This window comes from Microbacterium sp. ARD31 (assembly GCF_031844425.1).
In genome coordinates this window covers 16,639-30,161 of the sequence record NZ_JAUZVE010000073.1, presented here as the reverse complement: position 1 = coordinate 30,161, position 13,523 = coordinate 16,639, and the positions used below count along the sequence as shown (strand labels likewise).

Sequence of the window (13,523 nt, the reverse complement as noted above, 5' to 3'; positions counted from 1 at the left end):
GATGGCGACTGGCAAGACCAGCGGCGTACATGAAGGTTGAAAGCCCCACCGTCGACTGGACGAAGCCAGTGACCATCTCCCATGCCGTCCGGAAGTCATCCCGCTTCTCAGTCAGGACGACATTGAAGCTAAGCGCTCCTTGTAGCGCCGCCCAAGTTGCGAACGCGAGGGGGAAGACCTTTTCCGGGTCGAGGTCGGTGTAGGCACCGACACACAAGGCACCAATAGCTGGGCAGATTGTCGCCAAGATATACATCGACTTGCCGACCAGGCCCAGTTCCGGCTCAGTTGAGCCTGGTGAACTCGGCGGCTGTGTGGTGGTAGTCCCATCGGGCGCGGTCTCAACAAGTTCAGGCACGATCGGTGACCCTAATGCAGGAGCGGGCGGGCCTTTTGCAGAAGGCTGCCTTGGCCCCCCGGGGCGCCCATCCACGCCGGCCCCACACGCCTCCAACCGACGGCGGCCCGGGTGCGCTCGATCGGTCTTGCTTCTTATCGCCGCCTGACGGCGTAGCTCGACTATCCGAATCTGCATGAGGGGATGCCCTCGCACCTAAGGTCGTCCGCATGATCGTCGAAGGTGTAGACCCTCGGGACACCCAGTGGGAAGTCGACCGGCCAATCTACCGCGTCTACTTCTGGCATCAACCGCCTGCACCGGGACGCGTCGCGCAAGAGCACATGTGGTGGCACTGCAGCGAGTTCCGGTTGATCGAAGCATCCGACGTCGAGGAGGTCCTCCATTGGGCACGGAGGAAGGCGCGTTCGGACCAGACCTTCACCATGTACGTCGAGCAGCGCGACGCTCAACGGAGCGGACTCGTGCGTCTTCTCGGAACGGACCCAACCAGCGTGGCTTGAAGGTCCGCGCACACGCCGCGAGGAGTGCGTCACAGCGCCGCCAATTCAGCATTGGTTGTTGCGCCAACCGGCCACTCGTCGCACCCACGGCTCACGAACCTGGTCGAGCCGACCCACGGGGTAGCGGTAGGTGACGCGTGCCCGGTCGCCGCTGATGGTTGCCGTGTAGGAGCGAATCGGGAGGTTCCCGTATACATCGTGAGCGGCGTCAACGACCTCCGCGAAGTCGTTATACGCGATGGCGTTGCGGCATCGGGGCGCGAGCAGCGCGTAGGCCTTCCGGGCGTTGCCACCAAGGAAGGCGCGGGAGTAGGTGTATACGGCTTGGCGCAACTCCGTTTGGGGAGTCGATACCTGCGACTTGTACTCGGCGCCAGCCTGCTCGGCGGCGCTTGGCACGCTCGCGGTTGCGGTGCCGCCGATTCCGAGGCTGACGACGGTGAGAGCGGACGCGAGAAGAGTGCGGATCATCATGGCGCGCACCGTATATGCAGCGCCGGACAGGGACGCCGGCACGGACGGCTTCGTCAAGTGAGATCGGGTTCTTGTCGCTATTACAGAGTCGCGTCAAGCGGCCGCGAGGCCAGCCGACCTACGTCGCATGGATCCGACGCAAGTGTTCGCATGGCCGCGTAAATGTCACCCGTGTCGCGACCCAAGGAGCATCGTCCTTCCAGTCACCCAGCAGCTAGGCCTCGTGGACTGGCTCAAAATGAGCGCCGCCCGGCTCGAGTGCTGCTACCGCCCCTCTTGGTACTGAGGAGCCGCAGCTCGTGCCTGGGGCGCGGTGAGGTTCAGTCGGAGTCTTGATGGTAGAAGCAGATGAGGTTCTTGATCTTGAAGTCACCTGTTGCCACCGGGCTGTCGGACGGAAGCGCAACGGATATTTGGTTGTTGAGACCGTCTCCGCTGTTGAGCCGACCGCCACTCATGCAGATCACCTGCGAGGTCCAACCCCGAGCCACGTTGGGGTCCACGGTGCCGATCGGACCCCTGCCGTTGACAAAGACTTCGAGGGGAACCTGCAGGTTGAGCACAGAGAACATGATGAATGCTCCGAGCCCGCCGGTTTGACCGCTGCTCGCGCCGAGGCGTCCCCCGGCGTTGAACTTGGGACCGAGCGGAGATTGTTGTCCCAGTATGAAGGGCACGTCTTGAGGAACCTCATCGCCGATGATGATGTTGAAATCCGCCAGAACAGTCATGGCTACTCCCTCAGTGGTCGATCAAAAATGATCTCTCCGGAGTCTTGGGTCTGTATACCCAGGTTGCAGGTCAAGTTGCCCGCTACAGGCGCATGCTCCGTGCTGCCCGCAGTCGCGCACCGTACGCACCAGTGTCATTCCGCCTCGTACCGTCCGCGGGCCCGACATTTCGCCGCCTCCTGCTTGAGGACAACGGCCGGGTGCGAGCAGTCCCTGATTCATAGGGTGTGCGCATGACGAAGCGAGACCCGGGTCAGCTGCTCACCACGCGCGAGCGTCTTCACGACGCGGCATGGACCGTCGGCACGTCCGTTGCGAGCACCTTGCTCGCAGCCTTCGGCCTCTACACCGTCGGTGAACTGACAGGCGTGAACGACCGGATCTTCGATGGCACGTGTGAGTCGTTTGATTCCTTGTCTTCACAGGAGAAGAACACCGTGCTGACCGACCCTGCCGCTCGACGAAGGCTCGACCGTGACAGGGACGGAAGCCTGTGCGAGAGCTAGTCGCGCCGCCCGACTCAGCGCGCGTCTATCCGCCTCGACACCTGCGGCCGTTTGCGGGTTTTGCGGTCTGGTGCCAGTTCTGACTGTGCTGAGGACGTGCACGCTCACACGGCGAATTAGGTCGAGCATGAACGCGCCTGGCCAGTGTCAGGGGTAACCCGCGCGCCCCAGCGAGTGTCGGTTGCGGCGGCAACGGTCCAGGGCCATGTGGGCTGAGGTCTTGAAGGTTGCGCTGGGGTCGGCTGGCGCCCTGCTGGTGTGGTGGGCGGCCTTCGCCTTCAACGACGGCGGCAGACGCGGTGCGAAGCGGCGCGCTATCCGGGAAGATTTGGAGCTCATCAAGGTGCTCGATGCCCCAGAGCACGACGACGCGCGGCAGCGGATCCGCGCACGAGTGGCCGTCCTGCTGCAGCAGTACGAGCCCGATGCAGACGCCATCCGGAAGAAGCGCTCGAGGTGGCTGTGGGTCGGTGGGTTCGTCGGGGCCGCAGTGGCGGCTGTGATCGCGATCGGCGGATTCGACGTCGAGTCGACCTGGGCCAGCTTGGCGCTCGGTTGCCTGCTGGGGATCTGCGTCAACGTCGTGCACGACGTCGTGATGTGGCGATTCGACTGCGTCGAGCAGGACAAGGCGGTGGAGGCAACGGTCCAGGCGTCTTGGGGACAGTGACGATGCGCGCCGAGGGAATGGTGTCCAAGCTTGCAGAGACCTCAATGTCAGACGCCTGGTTCACGCGGGCACCTGCTCGCGGGACTGTCGAGCAGTCGAGAACCAGGCGTTCAGACACCCGCCAATCTCGACCTCGAGGTCAGATCCGCGTCTGCCTGGTGCTGACAAAGGCGCGCAGTCTCATGGACCAACCTCTATGCCACCCAAATTTTGTTGTCGAGAACGTCCGGCCCCGGTTCCGATGGTTGCGTCACTTCGCCGCGTACGGTCCGGGCACGCGACATTGCGCCGCGAACCGTCCGGGGCGCGACATTGCGCCGCGTCACGGGTCGGGGGTCGGGGGATTGCAGCCGGTTGGCTGCTGACCTATGGCGACACCAGACGGCCTTGTCAGACACGGCACCCCGGCGCGTCGTAGGCGTACCCAGCTCGGCTGCGCGCCGACGGCCGCCCACCCTCGGTGAGCGGCCGCCGTGCCCGCGGAGGCTGACGCCAGCCGTCTGCCCCACTGACGGGGCGTTAGGTCGTCAGGTCAAAGCGTGACGTTGGCGATCGTGAAGAGGTCGGCCATCGTGAACTCGCCAGGCGTTGCACCCAGAGTGGGTGTCCAGTCGGGGCGCGCCTTGAGGAAGGACGACGGATCGTTCTGGGCAAGCCCAACGAGTACTTCTGCGACGACACGGCCACCGACGGGTCCCAGCGTCTGACCCCCGCGGGTGACCTCGGCTTCCTTGAGGAACCAGAACCACAACGGAGCCGCGTGCGGCAACCCGGTCTGGATTTGGACGGAGGAGGGGTCGACGCGCAGCTTCCCGGCCACAGCGGCCGCGAAGTCCTCCCCGCTGGGCAGCTCGAGAGCGACACCTCGCTTGAGGTTAAGGGTCGCGAGCGAGCGGCGCATGTGGTCCACCGACGCCGGCAGTGTGTGCAGGGCCGAGGCGATCCGGGTGTCGAAGAGGCGGGCGCGCTGCGTGTCTGGCCCGGAGCCGGGCAGGTCGTCGAAGAAGCGGTGCCACTCGATCTCCCAGCCGCTGGGCAGGCGACGGAAGCCACGCAGGTCAGCCAGAGGGTCGCTGTCCCCGGCCGAGGAGAACACCGGCCGGGGCCCTAGCGGTCCGTTGAGCAGGTAGGCGTCTCGCACCAGGCTGTGTCCGAAGCGGTACGCCGCCCCGGAGAACTCGACGGGCATCCAAGGCTTGCGCCGTACGCTGTAGAGCTTGAGCACGGCGTCGAGCTTGTCCTTCTTGACCTGCAGCACGGCGTCGACGACGTCGGTGCCGCAGATGGTGGGCAGGAATCCGCGCAGCACGAGCCACTGGTAGTGCCAGCGCACCAGCGTGACGATCTGCCCGAAGGTAGGCCGGTCCGGCACCGTTGGACCCGTGCTGCCCCACCCGCCGACCGGGGTGGCAGGGACGCCAGACACCAGCTCGGGCCGGGCACGGACGAGGTCGACCACCGCGTTGTGGAACATCACGAACGCCAGGTGTAGCTGCGCGATGATGATGTGAACGTCGTTGCGCGGGTCCCCGATGAGGGCCCGGCCCTGGTGGTTTCGGTTGAGGTCGCGCTGAGCGAACTCGGGCGGGTTGACGCCGAGCAGGAGCTTGTCCGGGTCGTTGCTGTCATAGAGCCACGGGTTCGCCGTAGGGCCGAGGCCGTAGACGCTGTCGAGATCGAACCGCGGTGTCCGGAAGTTCTCGAGCGCGTCGGGGTCGTTGGCCTGGTCGAGCAGCGAGCTCGGGTCGAAGGTGATGTCGTGGTCGATGAACTGGGCCAGGTAAGTCCAGCCCGCGGCGATTCCCCCGTCCGTCGGCGTCGGAGTCGGGGACCACCCGCCGGGGGCGGCGGGGTCCCCCGGGTCCACCATCGTGGCGACGACGTTCTGGATCTGCGCGTCGTCGAGCACGAGGGGCGTGAGGCCGCGGAAGAGCCGACCGAACTTCCCAGTCTCGGTGGACGAGCGGGGCACGTTCTCGATGCCGCGCGGGGGGTTAGCGCCGTGGGCGGCGGCCGGCGCGGACGCGGGCGTGCCGGGCGGGGGTGGTTCGGACGCGGGGGGTGTGGTCATCGGACCTCCTCGGTAGCAGTTCGCAAACGACGAACGGTCGTTCGCAATCGAGGTAACAGTGGCATGCCTTGCTGCGTCCGTCAATGCGAACGGTCTATCGTTACTACGGATGGACATCACGCGCGACCGTTCTGAGCTAGCCAAGGCCATGCGCCGCTACCCCGGCGCTCCTCCAGACGCGCTTATGGAGGACTTGGCCGAGCAGCTCGGGCAGGAGTGCGAAGCCGAACCTCCTGTCGACCTTAGGCTCGTCGCCAGCATGCAAGGGATCAGCGACATCACCGAGACCTTCAGCAGCCACGCCGGGTGCCTGATCAACAATGCCGGCGTCTTGCGGATAGAGGTCTGCGCAACCGACAACCCGCAGCGGCAGCGCTTCACCATCGGTCACGAGATCTCCCACACCCTCCTGCCCGGGTTCGAGCTCGAGCAAAACTTCCGGTGTAACCCAGGTGGGTCGACCCCCAAGCGAAGCGCGGCCATCAACGTCGAATGGCTCGCTGACGTCGGCGGCAGCGAGCTGCTGCTCCCCCGCCGGTTCGTCACCGCCCGCTTCGCCCAAGAACCTTTCGGCTGGGACGCCATCGAACGCGTCGCCGACGACTACGGCGCCAGCCTCGAGGCGACCGCACGTCGGTTCGTGCGACTATCCCCAACGCCTGCGATCTTCGTTCGCCTCAAACACGCAACAAGCAAGAACGACCCGAACCCGACACTGCGCGTCCACAGCAGCTCGTCCTCGCCCTCACTCGACCAGTTCATCCCTCCCAACAAGTCTGTCTCCCGCACCCACCCGGTGCACGACGCGGTCATCGGCGAAGACGTCGACACGGTCGCCGACATGCGGTCACTTCGCGTCCCCGGCCGATACCGGATTGCGGCCAGGCGCTACCCACTCCCCACACGAGAAGGTGAAACAGTCATGTCAGTCATGCTCATCGGCTTGAACATGGATGCCAGCAAAGGATCGACGCGGTGAACGCCGCACCTCGGACCACGAACGCCGACCCCGAGCCGGCCAGCGACGCAGGCGACATCGGTCGCCGTATCAAAGCTCTGCGAACCCAACGTCAACTCTCGATGAGCGAACTGGCCGAGAAGGCCGGGGTCAGCAAGTCGTACCTGTCCACCGTCGAGAGCGGAACGGGTCGACGACCTGGCGTGGCCATCTTGCACAAGGTCGCCGTAGCCCTTGGCGTGACGCTCGCGGATCTGATGGGCCGCTCCGTGCACACGAGCCTGACGACAGACATCCCAGACTCGCTGCGCGCATTCGCAGAAGACCAGCACTTACCCGAAGCGGACGTCCAGATGCTCGCGGGAATCAAGTTCCGCGGCGAAGCGCCACGCACGAAGGAGAAGTGGCGCTTCATCTATGACGCAATTGTCATGAGTGTGGTGACCGAACGTTCTGGCGACTGAGATGCGCACCTGACTGCTCCTGGAAAGCCACGTTCGCAACCGCGTTGCAGAAGCTGACTGCGCTGGCAGCCTGCAACCCCACCGCCGCCGTCGGCCGTGAGGTTGCTCCGCTTCCTATGCGTTGACCAGCCCGACTGTGCGGCGTTGGACAAGCATGCGCGTCCGCATAGTCGAGGTGTTGCTTCGCAGAGGCGCGGACAGGCGTTGACGCCGCTCGCCGCCGGGTTGCAGATACACTCTGCGCAGGACCGACGTAGCGGGTGACGCATGCGCCCATGGTTCGCGGCCGAATGGCACTAACGGTGCCTCACGAACGCCCGGAAGTGTGGCGAAACGCTCGTTCTCGGCGGCGACGGCTCGCACAAACCTCAATTCGTGTCCCAGGATCGGGGCGTCGGCAGGCATGTGAGGCGGTAGCGGCCTACCGCGAAGCGAACCTCGCCGAGCCCCTCGCACACGTAGCCGAAGCGATTGGCAGGTTTCGCGACGGCGAACTTGAGGCTCTCGAGGTCTATTTCGATACTCCCGTGCCGCGAAAGAGTTCTGCAATATCGGCACGACCAGTTCGCCGCGCGGCAGCTGCATGACGGCCCGCCTATCGACTGGTGGGGGACGCGGGCGCCAAGATGTGCACGACGTGCTACCCCTGAAGGGGTCACCGACGACCTCACTGACCGCCACGCGATCGAGAGTTGCGTCTTATCGCCGCGAACGGGCGCACCCCTGGACGACATCGACGTCGAGCGACATGGACTGCGGTGTCGGTGCGTGCTGCCACACTCGCGGCATGCCCCGGCCGCCGCGCATCGAGCCCTCCGGCGACGTCGTCGCCCGGATCGGCCGCACCGCGCTCACGTTGCCGGACGCCTACGAGGAGGACGCGTGGACGGGGGTGCGGTGGCGGGTGCGCGGCAGGACGTTCGCGCACGTCCTGGTCGCGCAGGAGGGATACACGTCGGCCTACCGCGACGTCACCGGCATCAGTGAGCCGGCGACGGTGCTGACGTTCCGGTCCTCAGGCGACGGGCTCCTGGCGCTGACCCATGCCGGGCCGCCGTTCTACCTGCCGCCGTGGTCGCCCACCGTCGTCGGCATGGTGCTCGACGGGGAGCCCGACTGGGACGAGGTGGCCGAGCTGGTGACCGAGAGCTACCGGTTCTGCGCACCCCAGAAGCTCAGGCAGCTGCTCGACGGGTGAGTGCTAGCCGCCGATGGCCGACATCGGCCGGTCGGGCTGGAGGAAGGTCTCGTCGTCGATCCCGTGCCCGGCACGCTTGCCGCGCATGGCGATGACCCACCGCTCGGCGATCTCCTCGTCGCCGGCGCCGGTGCGCAACGACGTACGCAGGTCGGACTCCTCGCGGGCGAAGAGGCAGTTGCGCACCTGGCCGTCGGCGGTGAGCCGGACCCGGTCGCAGTCGCCGCAGAACGGGCGGGTGACCGAGGCGATCACGCCGACGGTGGCCGGACCGCCGTCGACGTCGAAGAGCTCGGCCGGCGCGCTGCCGCGCGGGGCGCCGTGCGGCGTCAGGGTGAACTCGGCGCTCAGCGCCTCGAAGATCTCCTCGGCGGTGACCATCGCGGCGCGGCTCCAGTCGTGCTGGGCGTCGAGCGGCATCTGCTCGATGAAGCGCAGGTCGTAGCCGTGCTCGATGCTCCAGCGCAGCAGCTCGGGGGCCTGGTCGTCGTTGGTGCCGCGCAGCAGCACGGCGTTGAGCTTGATGGGACCCAGTCCGGCGGCCTTGGCGGCCTCGAGGCCGGCGATGACGTCCTTGAGCCGGTCACGGCGGGTGATCGTCGCGAACGTGTCGGGCCGGACGGAGTCGATGCTGGCGTTGATCCGGTCCAGGCCCGCCTCGGCCAGCGCCTGCGCCGTGCGCGAGAGACCGAGGGCGTTGGTGGTCAGCGACGTCTCCACGCCGAGCGCGTGGGTGCGCGCCACGATGTCGACCAGTCCGCGCCGGAGCAGGGGCTCGCCGCCGGTGAAGCGCACCTCGGTGATGCCGAGCCGCTCGACGCCGATGGTGATCAGGCGGACGACCTCGTCGTCGGTCAGCGTCTGCTCGGTGGGCAGCCAGTCCAGCCCCTCGGCCGGCATGCAGTAGTTGCAGCGCAGGTTGCACCGGTCGGTCAGCGAGACGCGGAGGTCCGTGGCCACGCGGCCGAACCGGTCCGCCAGAGGAGTCGTCACCTGCAGGAGTCTATCGAGGTGGGGGTCAGGAGCTCAGGACGTCCCGGATAGCCTCGACTGGTGCACAAGCTGCGGTTCCTGGTCTCGCGCCGCTGGATCGTCTTCGCACTGGTGGTCGTCTTCCTCGCCTGGGTCGCGTGGCGGCTCGGCGAGTGGCAGTTCCACCGGCTCGACGACCGCAAGGAGCGCAACGCGATCATCGAGCGCAACGAGAAGGCGGGCGCCGACCCCGTCAGCGAGGTGATGGCCCCCGGCGAGCCCGTCGCAGCCGCCGAGGAGTGGCGGATCGTGGAGGCCACCGGCACCTACGCCGTCGACGACACCGTGATCGTGCGCTACCGCACCCGCGAGGGCGAGGCCGGCGTCGACGTCGTCGTCCCCCTCGAGACGACCGACGGCACCACCCTCCTCGTCGACCGCGGCTGGTACGCCACCGACAACCGCGGCGCGACCCGGGCCGACGTACCGGAGCCGCCCTCCGGCGAGGTCACCGTCACCGGGTGGGTACGCCGTGACGCCGAGGGCGACAGCACCGAGGTCGACGACCTCTCCACCCGCGCCGTCAACAGCGAACGGATCGGCGAGGCGCTCGGCCGGGAGGTCCTCGGCGGCTGGGTCGACCTGCGCTCCGAGTCGCCGGAGCCGGAGACCCCGCTGACGCCGGTGGAGATGCCCGACCTCGACAACGGTCCGCACTTCTTCTACGGCCTGCAGTGGTGGTTCTTCGGGGTGCTGGCGATCTTCGGGTTCTTCTACCTGATCTACGACGAGTGGCGCGGCGGACGCGGCCCGTGGGGGAGCAACGACGGCGCACGCCCGAGGCCTGCCACGCCGGAGCGCGCCCCACTCCCCCAGGCGGTCGCGAAGGCCCGCCGCCGGACGTGGCGCGAGCGCCTCGACTCGGGGGCCGAGGACGACTCAGAGGGCGCGCAGGAGCCCACCGTCGACCGGGAGCATCACGCCCGTCAGGAATGACGCGACCGGCGAGAGCACGAACGCAGCCACCGCCCCGAACTCCTCGGGCCGGCCGTAGCGCCCCAGCGGGATGGTCGCCTCGGCCGCCCTGCGCGCCGCCGCGGGGTCGTCGGTCGATGCGTCGAGCTCGGCGACCCGCTCGGTCTCGATCCGGCCCGGCAGGAGTCCGTTGACCCGTACGCCGCGGGGGCCGAGCTCGTCGGCGAGCGTCTTGGCGACCATGGCCAGGCCGGGCCGCAGGCCGTTGGAGATCGCCATCTCGGGCAGCGGCGCCCGCGCGCTCGAGGAGAGCACCAGCCCCATCGCGCCGCCCGCCGGCAGCGCCGAGCCGACCTCCCGCGCGAGTCGTACGGCGCCGAGGAAGACCGCCTCGAAGGCGGCGCTCCACTGCTCGTCGGTGATCGACGAGACCGAACCCTTCGGCGGACCGCCGACGCTGATCAGCGCCCCGTCCAGGCGTCCCCAGGCGTCGTCGGCAGCGGCCAGCAGCCGGGTCGGTGCGTCGCGGTCGGCGTTGTCGGCGACCACACCGATGGCGGACTCGCGCCCAGCGGCGTCGTTGAGCGCCGCGGTCGCCGCGCCCAGCGACTCCTGCGTGCGTCCGGACAGCACCACACGCGCGCCCTCGGCCACGAGGGCGTCCGCCGTCGCCCGTCCGAGACCGCGCGCTCCCCCGGTGACGAGGAAGACGCGGTCGGCGAGCTGGAGGTCCATGTCACGACACTAGCCGGGAGCGACGCAGTCGAGACCCGGCTATCCCGGGACCGAGACCTCGCGGAACTGCGTCGCGTGGAGCGTGGCGTAGAGGCCACCTGCGGCGAGGAGCTCGGCGTGCGTCCCCTGCTGGACGACGCGGCCGTCGTCGAGCACGAGGATCAGGTCGGCGTTGCGGACCGTGGAGAGCCGGTGCGCGATCACCAGGGACGTACGTCCCTCCAGCGCGGCGTCGAGCGCGTCCTGGACGGCCGCCTCGGACTCGCTGTCGAGGTGGGCGGTGGCCTCGTCGAGCACCACGATCGCGGGCGCCTTCAGCAGCAGCCGCGCGATGGCGAGGCGCTGGCGCTCGCCGCCGCTGAGGCGGTAGCCCCGGTCACCCACGACCGTGTCGAGGCCGTCGGGCAGGGAGTGGACGAGCGGGGCGATCTGGGCTGCCTCGAGCGCCGCCCAGACCTCGGCCTCGGTCGCGGCGGGCCTGGCGTAGAGGAGGTTCGCGCGGATGGTGTCGTGGAACATGTGGGCGTCCTGGGTGACGTAGCCGACCACGTCCTCCAGCGACTGCAGCGTCACGTCGCGCACGTCGTGGCCGCCGACGCGCACGGCCCCGGCCTCGACGTCGTACAGCCGTGCGACGAGGTGCGTCACCGTGGTCTTCCCGGCGCCGGACGGGCCGACCAGCGCGACCATCTGCCCCGGCTCGGCGGTGAAGGTGACGTCGTGGAGCACCTGGCCCGTGTCGCGGGACTCGGTGCGGGCGACGGTCTCGAGCGACGCCAGGGAGATCTGGTCGGCGCGGGGATAGGTGAAGGCGACGTGGTCGAACTCCAGGCGCGACGCCGTGGGCGGCAGCTCGACGGCGTCAGGCTTCTCCTGGATCAGCGACGGCAGGTCGAGCACCTCGAAGACCCGGTCGAAGCTCACCAGCGCGGTCATCACGTCGATCCGGACGTTGGAGAGCCCCTGCAGCGGGCCGAGCAGCCGGGTCAGCAGCACGCCCAGCGCCACGATCGTGCCGACGGAGAGGTCACCGCGGATGGCCAGCCAGCCGCCGATGCCGTAGACCAGCGCGGTGGCCAGCGACGGCACCAGCGTCATCGCGGCGAAGAACACCCGGGTGAGCAGGGAGATGCGGACGCCGAGGTCGCGCACGACCGCGGCCTTCCTGGCGTACGCCACGTCCTCCGCGTCGCGGCGGCCGAAGAGCTTGAGCAGCATCGCGCCGCCGACGTTGAAGCGCTCGGTCATCGCGTTGCCGAGGTCGGCGTTGCCGTCCATCTGCTGGCGGGACAGGTCGGCGAGCCGGTTGCCGACCCAGCGCGACGCGAGCAGCAGGATCGGGAACAGGGCGAGGCAGAGCAAGGTCACCGGCCAGCTGAGGAACAGCATCGTCACGCCGACGACGACTGCCGCGATGACGTTGGAGACGGTGCCCTGCAGGGTGGATGTGAAGGCACGCTGGGCGCCGATCACGTCGTTGTTGAGCCGACTGACCAGGGCGCCGGTCTGCGTGCGGGTGAAGAAGGCCAGCGACTGGCGCTGGACGTGGGCGAACACCTGCGTGCGCAGGTCGTAGATGAGGCCCTCACCGATCCGGCTGGAGAGCCAGCCGGTGATCAGCCCGAACGCCGCGTCGACCACCGCCACCACTGCGACGAGCAGCGCCAGCCAGACCACGAGGGAGGTGTCGCCGGTGCGCACGCCGTCGTCGATGATCGACTTCAGCAGCAGCGGCGGCACCACGACCAGGGCGGCGTCGACCACCGTGACCGCGAGGAAGCCGGCGATCAGCCTGCGGTGCGGGCGCGCGAAGCCCAGCACCCTGCGCACGGTCCGCCGCTCGATCTTGTTCTCGACCACGCTGCGGTCGCTGCGCAGGAACCGCCACGGCGGGCCACCTGCACCCGGCCCCATCGACATGCCTGCTCCTTCGCTCGTCCGTCCCGGTGAACGCCCGCGCCCCGGGCATTGTTCCTCGGGGCACCGACACCGCGGTCAGGAGAGCGCCGCGGCCACCGCGCGGAAGCGGCGTACCTGTGCCTCCCGCTCGAGGCGGCGCTGCTCGTCGAGGTCGCGGTCGGCCGCGCCCTGGAGCAGCGTCTTGGTCTCGGTGACGACGCCCGGCATCGGCGCGACGAGCGCGGCCGAGAGCTCCGCCACGGCCGCGTCGAGGTCGGCGGCCGGGACGGCTGCGGTGGCCAGTCCGATGCGCACCGCCTCCTCGGCAGGTACGACGCGCGCGGTGGCGCAGATCTCCAGCGCGCGGGCGTAGCCGACGTGCTCGACCAGCGGCTTGGTGCCGGTGAGGTCGGGGACCAGGCCGAGCGCGGACTCCTTCATCGAGAACTTCGCGTCGTCGGCGACCACTCTCAGGTCGCACGCGAGCGCGAGCTGGAAGCCGGCGCCGATGGCATACCCGCGGACCTTGGCGATCGTGACGAAGCGGGGGTCACGCAGCCAGGTGAAGCCGCGCTGGAACTCCTCGATGCGCGCCGAGGCCTCCTCGTCGCCGAGGGCCAGCAGCCCCAGGACACTGCCCTCGCCGGCGTTGGACGGGTCGAGCATCGCCCGGTCGAGCCCGGCCGAGAAGGTCTCGCCCTCGCCCGTCACCACGACGACGCCCACCTCATCGGGGAGGGTGCGGCCGATCTCGGCCAGCGCCAGCCACATCGCCGGCGTCTGCGCGTTGCGGACGTCGGGCCTGTCGAGCGTGACGGTCGCGACGGGACCCTCGATGTCGAGGCGGAGGCCGACGGCGGCCAGGTCTTCGGAAGTCATGGCTGCACATTACTACTGGTGAGTAACGTCTCGCTGCAGGCGGGTCGTACGCCGCGGGCGCCCCGGCTTGCCGCGGCAACCTGACACCTGCCGACCGTTGCAACGCCCGGCAGGTGCAGGTTTCCCCGCT

The 13,523-nt window shown here is 68.5% G+C and carries 15 protein-coding genes; 7 read left to right on the top strand and 8 right to left on the bottom strand.

Features of this window, described 5'->3' with window-relative positions:
- Positions 1-358: hypothetical protein (locus Q9S36_RS48040; protein WP_311291828.1), on the bottom strand; the 358-nt coding region annotated here is incomplete at its 3' end.
- Between the two features lie 209 nt (positions 359-567).
- Between Q9S36_RS48040 and Q9S36_RS48035 the strand changes: the two genes are divergently transcribed.
- The gene (locus Q9S36_RS48035) at positions 568-861 is read left to right on the top strand and encodes a hypothetical protein (RefSeq protein ID WP_311291827.1); all 294 of its coding nucleotides are present in this window, start codon (positions 568-570) and stop codon (positions 859-861) included.
- A gap of 45 nt (positions 862-906) precedes the next feature.
- Here Q9S36_RS48035 and Q9S36_RS48030 read toward each other — a convergent pair whose 3' ends face one another.
- Together Q9S36_RS48030 and Q9S36_RS48025 are read right to left on the bottom strand one after the other, a co-directional pair.
- Complete coding sequence (locus Q9S36_RS48030; RefSeq protein ID WP_311291826.1) at positions 907-1,335, bottom strand: hypothetical protein; 429 nt, start codon at positions 1,333-1,335, stop codon at positions 907-909.
- Between the two features lie 320 nt (positions 1,336-1,655).
- Complete coding sequence (locus tag Q9S36_RS48025) at positions 1,656-2,066, bottom strand: hypothetical protein (RefSeq protein ID WP_311291825.1); 411 nt, start codon at positions 2,064-2,066, stop codon at positions 1,656-1,658.
- A 233-nt stretch (positions 2,067-2,299) separates the two neighbouring features.
- Here Q9S36_RS48025 and Q9S36_RS48020 point away from each other — a divergent pair, with 233 nt between their 5' ends.
- Together Q9S36_RS48020 and Q9S36_RS48015 are read left to right on the top strand one after the other, a co-directional pair.
- Positions 2,300-2,572 (top strand): hypothetical protein, encoded by a 273-nt coding sequence (locus Q9S36_RS48020; protein ID WP_311291824.1) that lies wholly within the window; start codon positions 2,300-2,302, stop codon positions 2,570-2,572.
- Between the two features lie 205 nt (positions 2,573-2,777).
- A complete protein-coding gene (locus tag Q9S36_RS48015; protein WP_311291823.1) occupies positions 2,778-3,242 on the top strand; it encodes a hypothetical protein in 465 nt (154 codons plus the stop codon).
- A gap of 532 nt (positions 3,243-3,774) precedes the next feature.
- On the opposite strand, the gene Q9S36_RS48010 is transcribed toward Q9S36_RS48015, so the two are convergent.
- Positions 3,775-5,313 carry a heme peroxidase family protein gene (locus Q9S36_RS48010; RefSeq protein ID WP_311291822.1) on the bottom strand — a complete coding sequence of 513 codons (1,539 nt, stop codon included), beginning with the start codon at positions 5,311-5,313 and terminating at the stop codon, positions 3,775-3,777.
- A 109-nt stretch (positions 5,314-5,422) separates the two neighbouring features.
- Between Q9S36_RS48010 and Q9S36_RS48005 the strand changes: the two genes are divergently transcribed.
- The 3 genes from Q9S36_RS48005 to Q9S36_RS47995 all read left to right on the top strand — a co-directional run bounded on the left by Q9S36_RS48005 (position 5,423) and on the right by Q9S36_RS47995 (position 7,933).
- On the top strand, positions 5,423-6,292 hold the full coding sequence (locus Q9S36_RS48005; protein WP_311291821.1) for an ImmA/IrrE family metallo-endopeptidase: 870 nt from the start codon (positions 5,423-5,425) through the stop codon (positions 6,290-6,292).
- Positions 6,289-6,735: a helix-turn-helix transcriptional regulator gene (locus Q9S36_RS48000; protein ID WP_311291820.1), complete on the top strand. Its 447-nt coding sequence runs from the start codon at positions 6,289-6,291 to the stop codon at positions 6,733-6,735. Before Q9S36_RS48005 ends, Q9S36_RS48000 begins: the two co-directional genes overlap by 4 nt.
- 787 nt (positions 6,736-7,522) lie before the next feature.
- Positions 7,523-7,933 (top strand): MmcQ/YjbR family DNA-binding protein, encoded by a 411-nt coding sequence (locus Q9S36_RS47995; RefSeq protein ID WP_311291819.1) that lies wholly within the window; start codon positions 7,523-7,525, stop codon positions 7,931-7,933.
- Between the two features lie 3 nt (positions 7,934-7,936).
- Here the strand turns inward: Q9S36_RS47995 and moaA are convergent, their stop codons facing one another.
- Positions 7,937-8,926, bottom strand: a complete 990-nt coding sequence (gene moaA / locus Q9S36_RS47990; RefSeq protein WP_311291818.1) for a GTP 3',8-cyclase MoaA — start codon at positions 8,924-8,926, stop codon at positions 7,937-7,939.
- A gap of 60 nt (positions 8,927-8,986) precedes the next feature.
- Between moaA and Q9S36_RS47985 the strand changes: the two genes are divergently transcribed.
- Entirely contained in the window at positions 8,987-9,901 is a 915-nt protein-coding gene (locus Q9S36_RS47985) for an SURF1 family protein (RefSeq protein WP_311291817.1), read from the top strand.
- Here Q9S36_RS47985 and Q9S36_RS47980 read toward each other — a convergent pair.
- The 3 genes from Q9S36_RS47980 to Q9S36_RS47970 all read right to left on the bottom strand — a co-directional run bounded on the left by Q9S36_RS47980 (position 9,845) and on the right by Q9S36_RS47970 (position 13,393).
- The gene (locus tag Q9S36_RS47980; RefSeq protein WP_311291816.1) at positions 9,845-10,615 is read right to left on the bottom strand and encodes an SDR family oxidoreductase; all 771 of its coding nucleotides are present in this window, start codon (positions 10,613-10,615) and stop codon (positions 9,845-9,847) included. The genes Q9S36_RS47985 and Q9S36_RS47980 overlap by 57 nt on opposite strands.
- A 39-nt stretch (positions 10,616-10,654) precedes the next feature.
- Positions 10,655-12,529 (bottom strand): ABC transporter ATP-binding protein, encoded by a 1,875-nt coding sequence (locus tag Q9S36_RS47975; protein WP_396653980.1) that lies wholly within the window; start codon positions 12,527-12,529, stop codon positions 10,655-10,657.
- Between the two features lie 81 nt (positions 12,530-12,610).
- Positions 12,611-13,393 (bottom strand): enoyl-CoA hydratase/isomerase family protein, encoded by a 783-nt coding sequence (locus Q9S36_RS47970; RefSeq protein ID WP_311291814.1) that lies wholly within the window; start codon positions 13,391-13,393, stop codon positions 12,611-12,613.
- Positions 13,394-13,523 lie beyond the last annotated feature (130 nt).